The sequence below is a fragment of the Stakelama sediminis genome (assembly GCF_014199335.1).
Taxonomy (GTDB): Bacteria; Pseudomonadota; Alphaproteobacteria; order Sphingomonadales; family Sphingomonadaceae; genus Sphingomonas; species Sphingomonas sediminis.
In genome coordinates this window covers 123,459-140,116 of sequence record NZ_JACIJI010000005.1, presented here as the reverse complement: position 1 = coordinate 140,116, position 16,658 = coordinate 123,459, and the positions used below count along the sequence as shown (strand labels likewise).

Annotated in this window: 14 protein-coding genes; 6 read left to right on the top strand and 8 right to left on the bottom strand. The window is 61.7% G+C overall.

The genetic code is table 11. The annotated features are described in order from the left end of the window. Positions 1-60: 60 nt before the first annotated feature. The 5 genes from FHR23_RS13000 to FHR23_RS12980 form a co-directional block, all read right to left on the bottom strand. Entirely contained in the window at positions 61-669 is a 609-nt protein-coding gene (locus FHR23_RS13000) for a hypothetical protein (RefSeq protein ID WP_184004748.1), read from the bottom strand. Between the two features lie 110 nt (positions 670-779). Then, positions 780-1,667: a dienelactone hydrolase family protein gene (locus FHR23_RS12995; RefSeq protein ID WP_184004746.1), complete on the bottom strand. Its 888-nt coding sequence runs from the start codon at positions 1,665-1,667 to the stop codon at positions 780-782. A gap of 79 nt (positions 1,668-1,746) precedes the next feature. Beyond that, positions 1,747-2,682: a phosphatase PAP2 family protein gene (locus FHR23_RS12990; protein ID WP_184004743.1), complete on the bottom strand. Its 936-nt coding sequence runs from the start codon at positions 2,680-2,682 to the stop codon at positions 1,747-1,749. 86 nt (positions 2,683-2,768) lie between these two features. Continuing rightward, on the bottom strand, positions 2,769-3,668 hold the full coding sequence (locus tag FHR23_RS12985; RefSeq protein ID WP_184004740.1) for a restriction endonuclease: 900 nt from the start codon (positions 3,666-3,668) through the stop codon (positions 2,769-2,771). After that, on the bottom strand, positions 3,665-7,054 hold the full coding sequence (locus tag FHR23_RS12980; RefSeq protein ID WP_184004736.1) for a class I SAM-dependent DNA methyltransferase: 3,390 nt from the start codon (positions 7,052-7,054) through the stop codon (positions 3,665-3,667). Before FHR23_RS12980 ends, FHR23_RS12985 begins: the two co-directional genes overlap by 4 nt. 451 nt (positions 7,055-7,505) lie before the next feature. Here FHR23_RS12980 and uvrA point away from each other — a divergent pair, with 451 nt between their 5' ends. After that, positions 7,506-10,478, top strand: coding sequence for an excinuclease ABC subunit UvrA (uvrA, locus tag FHR23_RS12975; RefSeq protein ID WP_184004733.1), 2,973 nt, complete (start codon positions 7,506-7,508; stop codon positions 10,476-10,478). Positions 10,479-10,794: 316 nt separating this feature from the next. On the opposite strand, the gene FHR23_RS12970 is transcribed toward uvrA, so the two are convergent. After that, positions 10,795-11,745, bottom strand: coding sequence for a reverse transcriptase family protein (locus tag FHR23_RS12970; RefSeq protein WP_184004730.1), 951 nt, complete (start codon positions 11,743-11,745; stop codon positions 10,795-10,797). Beyond that, the gene (locus tag FHR23_RS12965; protein ID WP_184004727.1) at positions 11,696-12,031 is read right to left on the bottom strand and encodes a helix-turn-helix domain-containing protein; all 336 of its coding nucleotides are present in this window, start codon (positions 12,029-12,031) and stop codon (positions 11,696-11,698) included. Before FHR23_RS12965 ends, FHR23_RS12970 begins: the two co-directional genes overlap by 50 nt. Before the next feature lie 1,120 nt (positions 12,032-13,151). Here FHR23_RS12965 and FHR23_RS12960 point away from each other — a divergent pair. The 4 genes from FHR23_RS12960 (at position 13,152) to FHR23_RS12945 (ending at position 14,530) form a co-directional block, all read left to right on the top strand. Continuing rightward, the gene (locus tag FHR23_RS12960) at positions 13,152-13,436 is read left to right on the top strand and encodes a hypothetical protein (RefSeq protein ID WP_184004724.1); all 285 of its coding nucleotides are present in this window, start codon (positions 13,152-13,154) and stop codon (positions 13,434-13,436) included. 53 nt (positions 13,437-13,489) lie between these two features. Next, positions 13,490-13,831: a hypothetical protein gene (locus FHR23_RS12955; protein WP_184004721.1), complete on the top strand. Its 342-nt coding sequence runs from the start codon at positions 13,490-13,492 to the stop codon at positions 13,829-13,831. A 200-nt stretch (positions 13,832-14,031) separates the two neighbouring features. Then, a complete protein-coding gene (locus FHR23_RS12950) occupies positions 14,032-14,244 on the top strand; it encodes a cold-shock protein (RefSeq protein ID WP_184004718.1) in 213 nt (70 codons plus the stop codon). A 73-nt stretch (positions 14,245-14,317) separates the two neighbouring features. Next, positions 14,318-14,530 carry a hypothetical protein gene (locus tag FHR23_RS12945; RefSeq protein ID WP_184004715.1) on the top strand — a complete coding sequence of 71 codons (213 nt, stop codon included), beginning with the start codon at positions 14,318-14,320 and terminating at the stop codon, positions 14,528-14,530. 181 nt (positions 14,531-14,711) lie between these two features. On the opposite strand, the gene FHR23_RS12940 is transcribed toward FHR23_RS12945, so the two are convergent. Beyond that, positions 14,712-16,013: a chloride channel protein gene (locus FHR23_RS12940; RefSeq protein ID WP_343043162.1), complete on the bottom strand. Its 1,302-nt coding sequence runs from the start codon at positions 16,011-16,013 to the stop codon at positions 14,712-14,714. 169 nt (positions 16,014-16,182) lie between these two features. On the opposite strand from FHR23_RS12940, the gene FHR23_RS12935 reads away from it, so the two are divergent. Beyond that, positions 16,183-16,644 (top strand): hypothetical protein, encoded by a 462-nt coding sequence (locus tag FHR23_RS12935; RefSeq protein WP_184004712.1) that lies wholly within the window; start codon positions 16,183-16,185, stop codon positions 16,642-16,644. Positions 16,645-16,658 lie beyond the last annotated feature (14 nt).

Here is a 16,658-nt window from a genome sequence, read left to right as displayed (position 1 = left end):
CCTCGCCAAAGGATGAAGGCGGTCGGCGCATATACCGGGACCAGTTACGCGGTCGTGACTCTAGCGAAAGTCGGTCATCGCCTGACGCAATAGCGCATCCAGCCCTTCGATCGGCTCCGGCTTGACGTGAAAAATCCCTGCGCGCCCCTTTCGCTCCGGCGCGCCCAGCAGGGATTCGATAGTGTGATAATAGGGACGCTCCGCATAGTCGTCGAACCATAGCGTCGTCGGCTTGCCCTTGCGGATCGCATGATCGGCCGCACGCAGACCGCAGGCCAGTCGAAACCGCCCGTCGATCAGCACCAGATCGGGCACCCGCTCACCCAGCACGCGAAACGGTTCTTCGACATAGCGTGCCCAGCGCTTCCGGCGCGACGCACTGGCTTTCTCGACCAGCGGCATTCCCCATTGCACCGAAAATCCCGTATCGATGGTAAGCAACGTCACCGAACTGTTTTTGCCGATTTTTTTCTCCACCGAGCGTGCGAAGAACCGGTCGTTCTCGACCGTAATGGTTTCCTTGTTCTGCCCGGCGGCAACGACGGTCGACCCCCCTGCACCGAATTCCAGATACAGATTCGCCTTGTCGAGCAGCGCCTTAAACGGTGCCGTCGATTCGGCATCGAAATGCGGTGTGTCGGGAACGTCGAAGCCCTTGATTCTCTGCATGTATAAAAAATGCGCCAGCCGGACCGGCTTCTTAATCTGCGGACTGAACGCTCCCATCCACTATTCCCTCATTTATATTTTCAGAACCCATGCGACGCGACCAGCCCTGATCAGGCTTGCCCCAGCCCCTCGAACAGCGCACTCATGCGTGCCCACGCTTTTTCGGCGGCCGCCTTGTCATAGGCGGGGCTGTCGATCACCGTCCAGCCATGATCTGCCGGATAGACCTCGATCTCTGCGGGGCGTCCGGCGGCTGCCGCAGCCTGTTTCAGGTCGGTCTTGTCCTCCGGCTCTTTCGCATCGTCATTCTGCGCGATGGCGAAGAGATAGCTTGCCTGCGTCTTGCCCAGCAGCTTGTCGGGGCTTTGCGGATCGTCCGCTTTGACCAGCCCTCCGCCGTGCAGCGACGCGGCCGCCCGCACCCGGCCCGGCACGCCCGCCGCGCTGAACACCGTGAACGGCCCGCCCATGCAATAGCCGTTGGTGCCGATGCCCGCGGCCGTATCGACCTCGTCGCGCGCATCCAGCCAGCCGGTCAGCGCGCCCGCATCGCGCATGATCGCATCCGCCGTCAGCCTGGCGCGCCAGGGCGACACCTTCTGAAATCCGTTATCGCTGCGAAACCTATTGAAATCGGCGAATTGCGGTGCAGGCACGTCGCGATAATAGGGGTTGGCGACCAGCACCGCATAGCCCTGCCCCGCCAGCCGTCGCGCCATCACATGAAAGGCTTCCCGCAGACCGGCAATATCCGGCCAGGTCAGGATCGCGGGATGCCTGCCCTTTGCCGGGCGCACGAAAAACGCATCCATCGTCCCGTCTCTGGTCGGAATGCGTACATGATCCTCGGCCAGCGCCGCCGTACCCGCCATCGACGCGCCCGGCGCACAGGCGGCCAGCGTCCCCACCGCGCCCAGTGCCGCAAATTCACGCCGGTTGACCGACCACTCGAACCCGCCCTGTTCCTCCCAGGCATTCAGATTGTCGCGTTCGCACATGTCCGGTTTTCCATCGCTGTCGGTATCCCCGGAAAGATGTAGCACAATGGCGGCGTGCGCAAGGCTCCGCCGTACCGGCTCAGGCTGCGGAAATGTCTGCCGACCGCTGCACCATAATCCGGGAAATCCGGATCGATGCCAGCGCCACCAGCACCCCGGCGATCAGGTCGGCCAGATAATGTCCGCCCCAGACCAGTGCCGATCCGATCATCAGCACGTTCAGGATCACCAGCGGCAGCCCCCATCGCCCGACGCGCCGATAGCCCCAGGCAAGCATCGTCGCCCCCGCCGCATGATAGCTGGGAAAGACGATCAGCCCCGTCATCACCGAAATGTTCAGGATGCGCAGGCTGCCGTCGCGCGCACCGGTCAGTTGCCCGACATCGAACGGGAACGGCGGATTGCCGTATGCCGGAACCAGCATGAACAGCAATGCGGTGATCCACAATCCCACGATCATCGCGGTGACGAACGTCCATGCCTCTTCTTGCCGACGCGTGACGAACAGCCACAGCAACAGCAGTTGCGGCGTGAAGGCGAAGCTTTCGTAAATCCAGCCGCTGGCCTTGCTCAGCACCGGCGAGGCGAGCACGAAATCGACGATCGCCTGTCGGTGATATCCGGGCACCATATCCGCGAAACGGCGCAGCGCTTCATCCCGGACCGGCAGGCCGACCGCCGCCAATATGGTGTTGCACGTCGCCAGTATCAGCATGCTGAGCATCAGCAGCAGGATCGCCTCAACCCCGCCCGCCAGACGCGGAAATCCCGCCCAGCGCATCGCCCAGCTAATGGCCAGAAAGATCAGGAAGCTGGTGCCCAGCCCGGAATACCATGCGGTATCGAGGCTGAACCGCCCGACCGCCACCGATCCGGCGATCAACAGGCACCCCAGCAACGCCGACATATAGAGCGGGATCGTGTACGCATCGAAAAACCGCCGGTCCTGCGCAAAAAACCCGCTTGCCGTGCGGATGCGCCCCCATGGCGGGGAAAGGGTGTCAGCGCCGATCATGCCCATGCTTGTAAAAACGCAGGCATCTATAATTGATTAACCGTGTCGGGCGATGGGTACTGAAAGGCGCTCTTTCCCCCCGAAGATCAGATATCCGCGAAGAATTCGGGCAGCACCGTCACTTCTTGGGTAACGACCGGACGCACCCGCACGCCCAGTTCCTTATCCTTGAGCAACTGGCACAGTGCATCGCCGTCGATCAGGTCGATTGCGGGCGCGCCGTCGCGTGTCGCCTCCCGCCGGGCATCGGCGGTGAAGGTGCCGGTGGTGATGATCAGCCCCTTGTCCGCCCTGCCCTGCATCGCTCCGCGAAAATCGCGCACGACCGACGATCCCACCGACCCCGCATAGCGCTTGCACTGGAACAGCACCTGAAAGCTGATCAGGTTCATGCGCAGCACGCCCGAACCGTCAATCCCGCCATCGCCCGATTTGCCCGTCACCTCGACCCGCACGAACCCGCTTTCGCGCAGCAACCGCTGCGCCAGCCGCTCGAACGCATCGGGCGCCATGGATTTGAGCTGGGCAAGCAAGGCATCGGTCCAGGCATCTTCCGCCTCGGCGGCTTCTTCCTCGGCCAGTACCGGCGATGCCGCACCCGAAGTTGCCGCAGCCGCTTCGCGCTCCTTCTTACGCGCGGCGAGCTTGGCATTATGCAGGTTCGCTGCCTTCGCGATCAGCTTGCGGACGTGCTCATCGGTTTGGGCCTCGGCTTCCGCACGCCCTTCGTCGGTCAATACCCACACGCCCCGCCCCCCGCTGCTGACCAGCCCGGCAATTTTCAGATAGGTGCGCGCCCAGGACATGCGGTCGACCGCAATCGGTTCACCGCTCGTCGGGTACGTGGCATCGAGCTGTTCCGGCGTCAGGCCGCTCAGTTCCGCGACCCCATCGTTGATCTCGGTAATCGACCCCGATCCACCCAGCTTCACCAGCACCTGCAACGTCGGCAACAGGAAATCGTCCAGTTTGGGTACGTCGCTCATGCCGCCTTCCTCAATCGGTATCCGTCGTCATCGTGCACGACATGGCCAAGCCGGACCAGCGCGTCGAGCGTCGCCGCCACGCGCTTCTCGACCTTGCGGCCCTGCGAATACCGTCGCGCGATCGCTTCGGCGGTCAGCGCCTCGCCCCCGCGCAGGTCGGCGATGACCGCGGCGGTCTGGCCGATCGCGTCGCGGGGGAAGGCGGGCTTTTTCGTCTTGGCTTGCGGAAGCATCGCCTCGATCTGTTCGGCCTTCGCGGCGGGCGCGATCTGCGTCAGCCCGGCCTTGGGGATTTGATAGTCGGGGCGCAGCCAGCGGACCTTGCCCGCCTGTTCCTCGGCATGGCGCTCGGCATTGAGCGCGACCAGCCGCTCGACGATCTGCTCGTCGGTCAGGTCGCGCGGCCAGCCATAGGCATCGGCGACCGCATCATCGATCCGGTCGTGCAGTTCGGCGATGATATCGACCCGCCCGCGCGTGCGCTGGTCCTGCTCGGCTTCAGTGAAGGCCTCCCCCTTCACCAGCTTTTCGCGAAGATTATAGAGGCCGGTCAGCGTCAGGTCGCCATGCTCGGCCAGCACCACCTTGCGCGTCGCGTCGAGCTCCTCGGCAAGGTCGCCGATGGTCTGCTTCTGCGCGTCGCTCGCGTCGGGGAAGGGGAAGGGGTCGAAGCAACTACCTTTAAGATAGCGATGACCTGCGTCAAAGTTCGCTACCCCGATCAAGCCAGCGTTTGCAAACACCCAAGCTAGATGACTTCTCGATGATAAAGCACCTAGCACCCACGCATCATCAACCGATACTGTCATAAGCGCATCATCTGGTAAAATATTCGCACTTAGAAAAACGAAATTCCTGAATTTCGTCGTTACCGGAGTGACGATATAGCGTTCTATCCCTCGGAGCGATGGACGCAACTCAGATCTAGCTTCTCCAAATATCCACCAGTTATTCCGATATGTTTCGCGATTGTTTTTATCACGCTCTGGCTTAACCGTGGTCAGCAAATGTTGATAGATTTCGGGGTAAGCTCGTCTTACAGTGGTTTCATCGAGCCCAAATAAGTCGATCACCAGAACGCCCCTCGGTCGTCCAGTGATGTCCCTGCCGTGTCTATAGGCGCGGATATGACGGTCAGCGCCTTCCCTCGTTTTAAGACCGAGCTGTTCTGCTTCAGCGGGTGAAATGATGAATCCGGCCCCGTGCAACTTGACCCCCGGCGAGCTGAGCCATTGGTTCGCCAAAAGACTAGATGCTTGGGTAACGTTAGCTCCAACCGTCAAATCAGAATGAATAGTCCCGATTATCTGCTCAAAGTGCAATTCTGGAGTATCGCTATCAAGGTCGTGCTCAGCGACGGTTTTCAGAAGGCTTCCTTCCGCTTTCCCAACCTCCGCGACGGTCATCGCGATCCGCACCGCCGCCGCGTCCTTCGTCGCCTTCGTCCAGGGGTGATCGGGGATCGCCATGATCAGACTGATCGGCGGCCGCGCGTCGAGCCGCCTGGCGATGACCCGGCGGCTGAATTCCTGCGTGATCGAATTGGTGGTGACGAAGCCGAACCGTTTTAGCGCACTGCCCTTGCGCACCAGCATCTCGGCGGCATGGTCCCACCAATACATCACGAAATCGGCGGATTTGTTGATCTTCGGATGCGCCTTCCACAGCGCCTCCGCATAAGCGTCTCCCAGTCGTGACCGGAACCACTTGGCCCCGATAAACGGCGGGTTGCCGACGATATAGTCCGCCTGCGGCCAGTCGGGCCGTTTGGGGTTGGGCAGTTCGGTGCCGCTGCCGTCGGCCTTCGGCCGCTCTTCCCCATGCGCCAGCACCGCATCCATCGCGGTGATGTTCGACAGCTTTTCAAGCACCGGGTCCGAAATGCTGGTGCCGTTGCGCATCTGCCATTGCAGATAGCCCAGCCACAGTACCAGTTCGGCGATCGCCGCCGCGCGCGGGTTCAGCTCCAGCCCCAAAAAGTTGCGCGGATGCACGGTGGAGGTTTCCAGCGCCAGCGCCTCCTGCCCGCCCAGATCGGCGAGCACTTCGAGCACGTCGCCTTCCAGCCGCTTCATCAATTCCAGCGCGACATAGAGGAAATTTCCCGTCCCGCACGCCGGGTCGAGCACGCGCGTCGTGGCAAGTTTTACATGAAAATCATGCACCGCCTTGATCGCTGCCGCCGTATCGCCGCCTTCGCGCTCACGCTCGACAGTGCCCAGCACCGCGCCTTCCCATTCGGCCTGTAACGGGTCGATCAGCGTGGCGTTGACCAGCCGCTCGACATAGGCGCGCGGCGTATAATGCGCGCCCAGCCGCTTGCGTTCATCCTTGTCGAGCGCCTGTTCGAGCAACGTCCCGAAAATCGCGGGCTCAACCTCGGTCCAGACATGTTTGGCTGCTTCGTACAATTCGCCGATCTCGTCGCGCTGCATCGGGATCGCCGTCCGCTCCTCGAACAATCCCCCGTTGAAATGCCGCACTTTCTCGCGCAGCGTCGTCGAATATCCGCCCTTGTCCATCTTCGCCCACAGCTCTTCGAGCATCGGGGCAAAGCCTTCGGGATGCGTGCGCGCCTCGCCCAGCACGTCGGTAAAGCTGCCGCGCGTCAACAGGCCGGTATCTTCGGCGAACATCGTGAACAGCACGCGCATCAGGAAATGCGCGACGCGTTCGGCTGGCTGACCGTCCTCCTCCAGCCGCTTCGACACGCTCGCCAGCCGCCGTGCGATGTCGCGCGTGACCTCCGCCGCCTTTTTCGCCGGGTCCAGGCTGTGCGGATCGAGCCAGATCGCGCGCAACCGGTCGCGTATCGCGGGATCGCGCAGATCCTCCAGATAGATGCGAAACCCGCCGCGATCGGGGAATTGCCGGTAATTGCGCCCCTGCCCCGAAAAATCGGCGAACACCTCGATCGCATGGCCGACATCGCAGACCAGGATGAACGGCGGCCAGACATGATCGGCGGGCAGCGCGCGGGCATATTGCTCGGCCTGTTCGCGCGCGTTGCGCATCAGCACGTCCCAGCCGCGATTGGCGCTGCGCCGGCCCCGCGCGCCGCCCGCATCCATGCCAGGCAGCGCCGCCTGTGTCGCGGAAAGCGCCACTTCCTTGCGCCCGCCCCGCTCGCGGCTCTGCTTCGCCTCCAGCACGAAACAGCCGCGTTTATACAGGTCGATACGACCGTGCCCGGTCTTGCCCTTTTCATCCTTGAAGGTGACGGCACGCTCGAAAACATAATCATTATGTTCGTGCGTCGCGTCGGCGGGGTCGGGCTGCGGCAGGTCGAGCAGCTGCGCCAGCTCGGTCAGGAAAAGCGGGAAATTGGCACGCTCCGCCCCGCCCTCATTATGCTGCCAGCGCGCGATAAATGTTTCGATATCCAACGAATACTTCCCCTTACCCTATTGCTAGCCGCGCACCACCCGTCTCGCCAACCGAAAATACCTTCATTCCGGAACCCTCGCATCCGGCCTGCGCTATTCCTATCTCCCCTCTAGGCCGTAAACCCATAAACGGCATCGTCGAGGTTTGAGCCAAAATGGCGTGGTGCAAGGAGAAAAGACGCAGGAATATGTCAATATTTCCAGACTTTTCGACGCCGCACCGGGCCGTTTTGGCCAAATCCCGCAGGGACGTCCAAATGGCTTCCATCTCGAACCGAACGCCGCTTGCAAAGGCAAAGAGCCTTTGCCGCGCGTCGTTCGGCCCGATCTGTTCGCCCTTTGAACGCCTCGACGGTGCCGTTTATGGGTTTACGGCCTAGCATCTCCATAAGAACAGAGATAGAACAACCGGCATGGCACTCACCACCATTAAAAAGCATCGGTGTTCCGGATGCTGACTCACATAAGCGTTCGCGGCGCGCGTGAGCATAATCTGAAGGGCGTGGACATCGACATTCCGCGCGACACGCTGACGGTCATCACCGGCCTGTCGGGCAGCGGCAAGTCGTCCCTCGCCTTCGACACCATCTATGCCGAGGGGCAGCGCCGCTATGTCGAATCGCTGTCGGCCTATGCGCGCCAGTTCCTCGAAATGATGCAAAAGCCCGATGTCGAGCATATCGAGGGGCTGTCCCCCGCCATCTCCATCGAGCAGAAGACGACCAGCCGCAACCCGCGCTCGACCGTCGCCACCGTCACCGAAATCTACGACTATATGCGCCTGTTATGGGCGCGCGTCGGCATCCCCTATTCACCCGCCACCGGCCTGCCCATCAGCGCGCAGACGGTCAGCCAGATGGTCGATCGCGTGCTGGCTTTGCCGGAGGGGACGCGCCTCTACCTCCTCGCCCCCGTCGTGCGCGGGCGCAAGGGCGAGTATCGCAAGGAACTCGCCGAGTGGCAGAAGGCGGGGTTTCAGCGCGTGCGCATCGACGGCGAGACCTATCTGATCGAGGAAGCCCCCGCGCTCGACAAGAAATACAAGCATGACATCGAGGTCGTCGTCGACCGCCTCGTCGTGCGCGAAGACATCGCCACGCGGCTGGCCGACAGTTTCGAAACCGCGCTCAAACTCGCCGACGGCCTCGCCTATGTCGACCTCGCCGATACCGATGTAGCAGACGTCACCCCAGCGAAAGCTGGGGTCGCAGGCGATGGCGCGGTGGCTTCCGCTGGAGTGACGGGCAAGAACATCACCGGCGGCGCGATGAAGGGCGCGGGCGTCCCCGACAACCGCATCGTTTTCAGCGAACGTTTCGCCTGCCCCGTTTCCGGCTTCACCATCCCCGAAATCGAGCCGCGCCTGTTCAGCTTCAACGCACCGCAGGGCGCGTGTCCGGCGTGCGACGGGCTGGGCGAGCGGCTGGAGTTCGACCGCGATCTCGTCGTCCCCAACCCGGCGCTCAGCCTCAAGAAAGGCGCCATCGTCCCCTGGGCGAAGTCCAACCCGCCTTCCCCCTATTATATGCAGGTGCTCGGCTCGCTCGCCCGCGAATTCGGCTTCAGCCTCGAAACCCCGTGGGAGGAACTGCCGGAAGATATCCGTGAGATGATCCTCACCGGCACGCGCGGCAAGCCCGTCACGCTGACCTTTGTCGACGGCCGCAAATCCTATGACGTGAAGAAACCGTTCGAGGGCGTGCTCGGCAATCTCAACCGCCGGTTGATGAAGACCGAAAGCGCGTGGATGCGTGAGGAGCTTGCCAAATATCAGGCCGCGCATCCGTGTGAGACCTGCGGCGGCGCGCGCCTCAAACCCGAAGCGCTGGCGGTGAAGATCGGCGGCGACGACATTGCGCATGCCACCCGCCTGTCGGTGGTCGACGCGCTCGCCTTTTTCCGGGCGCTGCCCGACACGCTGACCGCGCAGCAAAAGGAAATCGCCACCCCGATCCTGAAGGAAATCCTCGAACGCATCGGCTTCCTCAACAATGTCGGGCTGGATTATCTCAACCTCGACCGCACGTCGGGCACGCTGTCGGGCGGCGAGTCGCAGCGTATCCGCCTCGCCAGCCAGATCGGCTCCGGCCTGTCGGGCGTGCTCTACGTCCTCGACGAACCCAGTATCGGCCTGCATCAGCGCGACAACGACATGCTGCTCGCCACGCTCAAACGCCTGCGCGACCTCGGCAACACCGTGCTCGTCGTCGAACATGATGAGGACGCGATCCGCACCGCCGACTATATCATCGACATGGGTCCGGGCGCGGGCGTCCATGGCGGCGACGTGGTGGCAAAGGGCACGCTGAAACAGGTGCTGAAGACAAAGGGCAGCGTCACCGCCGATTATCTGAACGGTACACGGCGTATCCCCGTCCCCGCCAAACGGCGTAAAGGCTCTGGCAAGAAACTCACCGTCCACGGCGCGCGCGCCAACAACCTGCAAAACGTCACCGCCGGCATCCCGCTCGGCACCTTCACCTGCGTCACCGGCGTATCGGGGTCGGGCAAGTCCAGCTTCACCCTCGACACGCTCTACGCCGCCGCCGCCCGCCAACTGAACGGCGCGCGCATCCTTGCGGGCAAGCATGACAAGATCACCGGCTTGCAGCATCTCGACAAGGTCATCGACATCGACCAGTCGCCCATCGGCCGCACGCCGCGTTCCAACCCCGCCACCTATACCGGCGCCTTCACCAATATCCGCGACTGGTTCGCCGGCCTGCCGGAGGCGCAGGCGCGCGGCTACAAGCCCGGCCGGTTCAGCTTCAACGTAAAGGGCGGCCGTTGCGAAGCGTGTCAGGGCGATGGCGTGCTGAAGATCGAAATGCACTTCCTGCCCGACGTCTATGTCGAATGCGATGTCTGCCACGGCGCGCGCTACAACCGCGAAACGCTGGAGGTGAATTTCAAGGGGCATTCGATCGCCGATGTGCTGAACATGACGGTCGAGGACGCGGTCGAGTTCTTCAAGGCGGTGCCGCCGATCCGCGACAAGATGGCGATGCTGGCCGAAGTCGGGCTGGGCTATGTCAAGGTCGGGCAACAGGCCACCACCCTGTCGGGCGGAGAGGCGCAGCGCGTCAAGCTCGCCAAGGAACTCAGCCGCCGCGCCACCGGCAACACCCTCTACATCCTCGACGAGCCGACCACCGGCCTGCATTTCGAAGACGTCCGCAAACTGCTCGAAGTGCTCCACGCACTCGTCGAGCAGGGCAATACGGTGGTCGTCATCGAGCACAACCTAGATGTGATTAAAACGGCGGACTGGATTCTGGACCTGGGGCCGGAAGGCGGCGTCAAGGGCGGCGAAGTGATCGCCACGGGAACGCCGGAGGATATTGCCGCGAGCGAGCGGAGCTTTACGGGTACGTATCTCGCGCCGTTGCTGGCAAAGGGGAAGGAGAGCGTGGCGGCGGAGTGATCAATTCACGTGCGCACAACAAGGGGCAACAGAAATGAATAAACCAACGCCGATGTTTAACTGTGATCTATGTGGAAGCAGCATTCAGATGGGAGCCGGACGATACGAAGGCAAAACACTTCCTCATTACCAAATGACTTTGTGCAAGCCGTGCTTCGAAGGCAATTGGGATGGCTTTGCTCCCCATTACGAGCTGCGGTTTGAAAAGTTTTTGTCGGATCGCAACATTTCTCTTCCAAAGAGGAATGCGAAGGGATGGTACCCTCGGTAGTTACAATGAAATAAATTACGTCAGATCGTTAATCGTACCAATATACTACGCCGCTCTAGCCATTTTTTCGTATTTTAGTTTTCGCCATGCCGCATGATAATACTCTGCCTTGGAACGACAAGCAGGGTCGATTTGGGCCGCCTCATACAACCTTGAAACCAAGCTAGGGAATATCTCCAGCTTATCATCCCTTATCTCGCAAGCCTCAAGAAGTCGTATTTGATTTTTGATCTTTTTCCATCGCTCAAATGGCAAGCTAATCCCCTGTCCCGTCACGACTACGCCAGTCACGATACCCGGCGAATTGTATGCAAAGGCATGGTCTTTGTGAGCGCGCAAACCGGCGCGAAAAATAGTACGCCTAACTTCGTGCAAAACTTTAAAGCTAGCGCGCTTTCCAGACATTGTTATATCATCAACGTAGCAAGTTATTTCGAGGTCATATTTGCAAGCAATATTTGCTAGATCATCGAATAAACTCTCGAATGCATAAAATGATATAAGTGGACTTATTGCACTACCAGTGGCTAAATGTCCGTCATAGCAAATTAGTGCCGCCAGAAGCCCTGAGACATCAGGAGCACATTTCATTCGGTCACGAAAAAAATGCATTACTCGGTGCTGCGGAACCGACTGATAGAACTTAGCGATATCGATTTTTATTATTCGCCCATCACCCACGTGTGCGCGTGCATTAGATAAGTAAGATCGCCCTTTTACCGCAGAGTGCAAATAAGGAGGCACTTCGATCCGAGATAAATATCTATGCAATTGACGGTGAAGACTCTGAAGAGCGGCACCCGGCTCCTCAATAGTCCTTCCCGTATACTTGTGCTTATAGACCTTATAGCCACCATAAGCCGCCAAATCGTCAAGCTTATTCAAGTCCCAGCCCAAGCGCTTTGCGAGCGCGTGGGGAGAGCCAATCTTATACAGATGGCATCGCTCAATTGGGATGCGAACGAGTGCTTTTTCTTTGGGGGATTTGGTGCTCATCTTCTTCTGCCTCAGCTACCCATTCGAGCATTTTTAGCACCTTATCGGCAAAATATACTCGAGCTTTATCAAAGCCTGATTGATCGCTCTGCTCTGCAAAGAGCATAATCGAGGAAAGTGGGACGTCAAATCTCTTCGCGTACCTTCCTAAAATATCTAAACTTGGTTCCTTCCTGTCTCGCTCGATCTCATTCAAGTAGGAGCGAGATATACCAATTTGTTCAGCCAAATCCGACTGCGAAAGTCGGTGATATTGGCGAATTGTTTTAAGCGCCCTGTCATACATAATAAACCTCCAACAAACCCCTTTTGCTGGTGAGGAATTAAGGGGAACTTACATAATCATTTCCCATGCCTTCGCGGCCAAATGAGCCAGCTTCAAACAAAAGTTCAAAGCAAGCGTCAGCGCCTTCCAGGTACTCGGCCGCAACAATACTCGCCTAAGCGACATATCGTTTCGGCGTGACTTTGCACGCCTCTTCTCAGCATCCGGTTCGAGTGTTTCACTCATAGATTTTACTCCTTAAGGCTCGCCACGGAAATGTGACCAGCTCCACCCATAAGGAGTACAACTGGAGAAGAGGCATCCCCCCCAACCCTTCGCGTCCGGTCCACACGGACGCGCCTTATCGGTGGCGGTGGTGGTCCCGGTGCGGGTCCCCTCTTCCTGCCGACAAGTGTGAGGACCCCCCGAAGGTGATCCCGCAGGCGATTTCTCACCCAGAGGTTAAGTGGAATGTTGTCCTTTTCCCGAATGCATGACCCTGATATACACTGCTTTCGCCAAAAGTCAACACCTGTTCGCTGGCGGCGAACATTTTTTCGCTATGTGGCGACTTCATGGGTTTAACTGTCACTGATGCCTCGCCATCACCCGCAGCCCGGCATGGAAATAAATTCCATGCCGTCAGACGGGCCTGCGGCCCGCTGGCCGGGCTTGCCCGGTGCCGTCGCACCGGCGCTGGATTTAGCGGGACGCTAAATCCTCGCGTGCGCGCGCCGCTGTCCTACACGCTGCTTTTCGGCATATACGTCCGGTCCCCCTGATTCCTTTGGGAAGGACGCACCATGCCCGACACCCTCGCCCGCTTGTGCCCGCTCGCTGCGCCGCTGTCTGCCGCATGGGGTCGGGTGCGCCTGTGCTGCGGGTCCGTGCGGGGGATGGGATGGAGGGGGGACGTAGCCTCAACTTCCGCAACTTCCGCGTGGGAACGGTCCCGGCGCAGGAGTAAATCCCGCGCCGTTGGACGGGCTGGCTGCGCCACCCGCCGGCCGGGCTTGCCCGCGCATCCGCGCGGCGCTCGATTTAGCGTCCCGCTAAATCCTCGCGTGCGCGCGCCGGAACCCCGCTCCGCCTCGCCCGTTGAGTGCGCACCATTTCAACGCTGCAGCAGGAGGGATATTCGATGCCTCAGAAACGCGACAAGCATGGCCGCTTCGTGGCCGATCATTCACGGCGCAACCGCCGCATCGGCGCCGCCGCGCTCGGCACGTTGGCGGCACTCGGCGCGGGTGTCGTCGCGGCGTGGCGGTATCATCTCGTGAACCGCACGCCGCGCAGCGACGACAAGCCCGCCGATCCGGAACAAACGGCCGACGGCACGCCCGAACACCCCTATGATTTCCGCCCCGACTCGCTTGTCGCGGCGTCGAACCATGACGGGCCACCGGCGGAAGCCGCCGTGCACTGACGGCGCTGCCCCGCCCCTGCCGACCCCGACCCCGAACCGCCGAAGGAGCCTTTATGTCCAGCACCGCCGATAGCGACAGCACGCCGCGCCCCGCCCGGTCCGGGCGCAAACGCCGCCTCGGCATCGCCGTGCTCGGCACGCTCGCTGCCCTTGGCGCCGGTGCGGTTGCCGCCGCCCGCTATGGGCTGGTCGAACGCTTCCGCCGTCGTAAAGAGGGCCATGCCGCGCCCGATCTGACCGGCGACGCGCATCCCGACGGCACGTCCCGCGCGCCCGATCATTTCCGCCCGGACGGAGACGCACCCGTCCCAAAGTCCGATCGCGACGCGCTGCGGCCCGCTACCGTACCCGCGCCGCGCAGCACCGACGCGGTAGAGGAACCCACCGTCCATTAAGGCGCTAGGCGCGCCCCCGCCACGCTGCCCCGGCACCCCGGCATTTGCCAGCGTCGCGGTTTGCGCGTATAAGGGCGGCGCTATTGTCGCAAATCGACGGTCTTTGGCGCTTTGCGGCCCCTCATTCCTTCTTTCCCTACGCTCTGGCAGAACCACAGGGCGCCCGTTTTTCGGGGTCCGACCAATGAAGGAAACCTCCCATGGCCATCACCGGCACCGTCAAATTCTTCAACGCTGACAAGGGCTATGGCTTCATCGCCCCCGATGGCGGCGGCGACGACGCCTTTGTCCACATCTCCGCGGTGGAAAAGGCGGGAATGCGCACCCTCGATAAGGAACAGCGCGTTCAGTACGATCTCGAATCGGACAAGCGCGGCAAACAGGCTGCGTGCAACCTGCAACCGGCCGACTGAACCGGAAATTCGCCGGGCGGCTCCATCGCGGGGCCGCCCGGTTTACTCGGGGGGAACAAAGGATCGCAATCGCATGACCGAAGCCGAAACCTTCCGCGCCCGCGCCGATGCTGCCGGGGCCGAAGCCGCCGCCAGCGACCTTGCCAATGTCCGTGACCGGCTGTTGCGGTCTCAGGCCGCATGGGCCGCCATGGCCACCCGCTCCGAACGCGTCGCCAAAGAGCGCGCCCGCAACGAAGCCGAAAAGGCGCAGGCCGCACAGGATAGCGCGCCCGCCGAAAGCTGAACCGGGCAGCAGGGGCTGTCCTACACGGCCCCTTCCCGCCTATACCGCCTGCTCCACGGCCTATGCGAAGCAGAAGATACACGCACACAACGTAACCCAGGCAGCGCCGCTATTCGGCTCAGGCGCGCCCGAAGCGCCGGTCGCCATTTGCAGGCCATCAGAACCGGATGGCGACGGTGCTCTAGTGGTCGTCGTCGCCGCGGGTGGAATACGCCGTCGACAGCGCGTGGTAGAGGCGGTCCTTGCACACCAGCTGGCTCGACTGGTCCGCGATCAGCGCGACGCCCAGCATCGGCAGCATCAGGCCGCGGCTGACCGTCGTTTCGCTGATGATGATGACGGCGGTCAGGGGCGCGCGCACGACCCCGGTGAAATAGGCGGTCATGCCCAGCAGCACCACCGCACTGGCGGGCTGACCGGGAAAGACTTCCTTCAGCATGTTGCCGAACCCCGCACCGGTGGCGAGGCTGGGGGCGAAGATCCCGCCGGGCAGGCCGCCCACCGCTGTCGCCACGGTCGCGGCGAACTTGGCGAAGCCGAACCCGAACGGCATGTCGACGCCCTCGATCATCGCGCGCGCGGGCGCATAGCCGGTGCCCCAGGTCTGCCCGGTCAGCACGCCCAGAACCGCGACGACCACGCCGCAGACCGCCGCCGTGGTCAGCGGTTTGGCCCGCAACAGGCGCAGCCATTTGTGATTGCCGTTCGCGGCCAGCAGCAACAACCGGGAGAATGCTCCGCCGCCGATACCGCCCAATACCCCCGCCAGCGGCACGACCAGCAACGCGCTCTTGAACGGCAGCGTCGCCCCGGTCACACCGAAATAGATATAGTCCCCGGCCACGCCCTGGGCGACCATACCGGAGATCAGGATCGCGGTCATGACCAGCAGGGTCATCCGCTGCTCATAGGCCGCGGCCAGTTCCTCGATGGCAAAGGCGATTCCGGCCAGCGGCGTGTTGAACGCCGCCGCGACACCCGCCGCACCACCGGCGATGATCATGGAGGCGCGCATCGGCGCATGCATCACCTTGTGCCACAACACCATGACGCCCGCGGCAAGCTGTACCGTCGGGCCTTCGCGGCCCACCGACGCCCCGCACAGCAGCGCGCCCAGTGTCAGGAAGGATTTGAGGATCGCCGTGCGCATCGACACCAGTTCCTTCGCGGCGGCGGCCGGATTGGACTTGGCGGCAATGACCTGCGGAATGCCCGATCCCTTCGACATCGGCGCATAGCGATTGGTCAGATAGGCGACGATCACGAAACCGATCGGCGTGATCGCCAGCGGCAGATAGGGCCAGATATCGACCAGGTGCAGAAACTTGTCGCTGAACCAGTCGGCAGCCTTTGCAAAGACCAGCGCGAACAGCCCGATCGACACCGCGCCGCCGGTGATCGCCACACGCCGACGAAACACCATCGACTGCGGGCCATGGCGATGCATGAGCACACGGATTCGGCGTTTGGTATAGGCTTTCATGACCGGCAGAAGGATCGACGGGGGGACATCATGCGGCTCTGTATCGTGCAAGTGCGGCAGGATCAAAGCCATAGCAAAAGATTCTTTGACACGGACATAAATGTCACAATGCGCAAATAACAAAACGGGACTTGGGAATGCGAAACGCCGATGATAGGAAACCCGTATTGTGCCCCTATCCGACAGCCGTTCCCACCATCATTACGCTACCGCACCGGACCGCGCAGGCTATGCCATTGCAGCGGGCGGCATACTGACGGGTGCGCTGATCGCCGGGCTGGTGGCGTTGAGCGGCCAGCACGCGCCGATCGCCCTCATCATGGCGTGGCTTTTGGGAAGCCTGTTCGGAATGCTCGGCATCACTGCGGTCGCCGCGCCACTATGGCTGGCGTTGCATCTGGCCGGATGGCGCGGGCCGCGCGCAGCCGCAGCACTGGGCGCGGGACTGGCGCTGTTCATCTTCCTGGGTGGGCAATTGCACGGCTTCGGCATGTTGTCACCGCTTCCCGACGCCACCCAGTCATTGGGATCACAGGCGCTTACCGCCATCGTTACCGCGCTGGTGCTGGCCGCCATCGGCGCTGTCATAGCGTTGATGATGTGGCGGATCGCCTATCGCAAGCTGTTCTGACGGAGGTGGGGCTG

What these genes read in the sequence shown, in the direction of transcription:
- FHR23_RS12950 (WP_184004718.1), top strand. Translation starts at nt 14,032, where the DNA reads ATGGCCATCACCGGCACCGTCAAATTCTTCAACGCTGACAAGGGCTAT.
- uvrA (WP_184004733.1), top strand. Translation starts at nt 7,506, where the DNA reads ATGCTGACTCACATAAGCGTTCGCGGCGCGCGTGAGCATAATCTGAAG.
- FHR23_RS13000 (WP_184004748.1), bottom strand. Translation starts at nt 669, where the DNA reads ATGCAGAGAATCAAGGGCTTCGACGTTCCCGACACACCGCATTTCGAT.
- FHR23_RS12965 (WP_184004727.1), bottom strand. Translation starts at nt 12,031, where the DNA reads ATGTATGACAGGGCGCTTAAAACAATTCGCCAATATCACCGACTTTCG.
- FHR23_RS12960 (WP_184004724.1), top strand. Translation starts at nt 13,152, where the DNA reads ATGCCTCAGAAACGCGACAAGCATGGCCGCTTCGTGGCCGATCATTCA.
- FHR23_RS12995 (WP_184004746.1), bottom strand. Translation starts at nt 1,667, where the DNA reads ATGTGCGAACGCGACAATCTGAATGCCTGGGAGGAACAGGGCGGGTTC.
- FHR23_RS12970 (WP_184004730.1), bottom strand. Translation starts at nt 11,745, where the DNA reads ATGAGCACCAAATCCCCCAAAGAAAAAGCACTCGTTCGCATCCCAATT.
- FHR23_RS12940 (WP_343043162.1), bottom strand. Translation starts at nt 16,013, where the DNA reads ATGAAAGCCTATACCAAACGCCGAATCCGTGTGCTCATGCATCGCCAT.
- FHR23_RS12945 (WP_184004715.1), top strand. Translation starts at nt 14,318, where the DNA reads ATGACCGAAGCCGAAACCTTCCGCGCCCGCGCCGATGCTGCCGGGGCC.
- FHR23_RS12990 (WP_184004743.1), bottom strand. Translation starts at nt 2,682, where the DNA reads ATGATCGGCGCTGACACCCTTTCCCCGCCATGGGGGCGCATCCGCACG.
- FHR23_RS12985 (WP_184004740.1), bottom strand. Translation starts at nt 3,668, where the DNA reads ATGAGCGACGTACCCAAACTGGACGATTTCCTGTTGCCGACGTTGCAG.
- FHR23_RS12955 (WP_184004721.1), top strand. Translation starts at nt 13,490, where the DNA reads ATGTCCAGCACCGCCGATAGCGACAGCACGCCGCGCCCCGCCCGGTCC.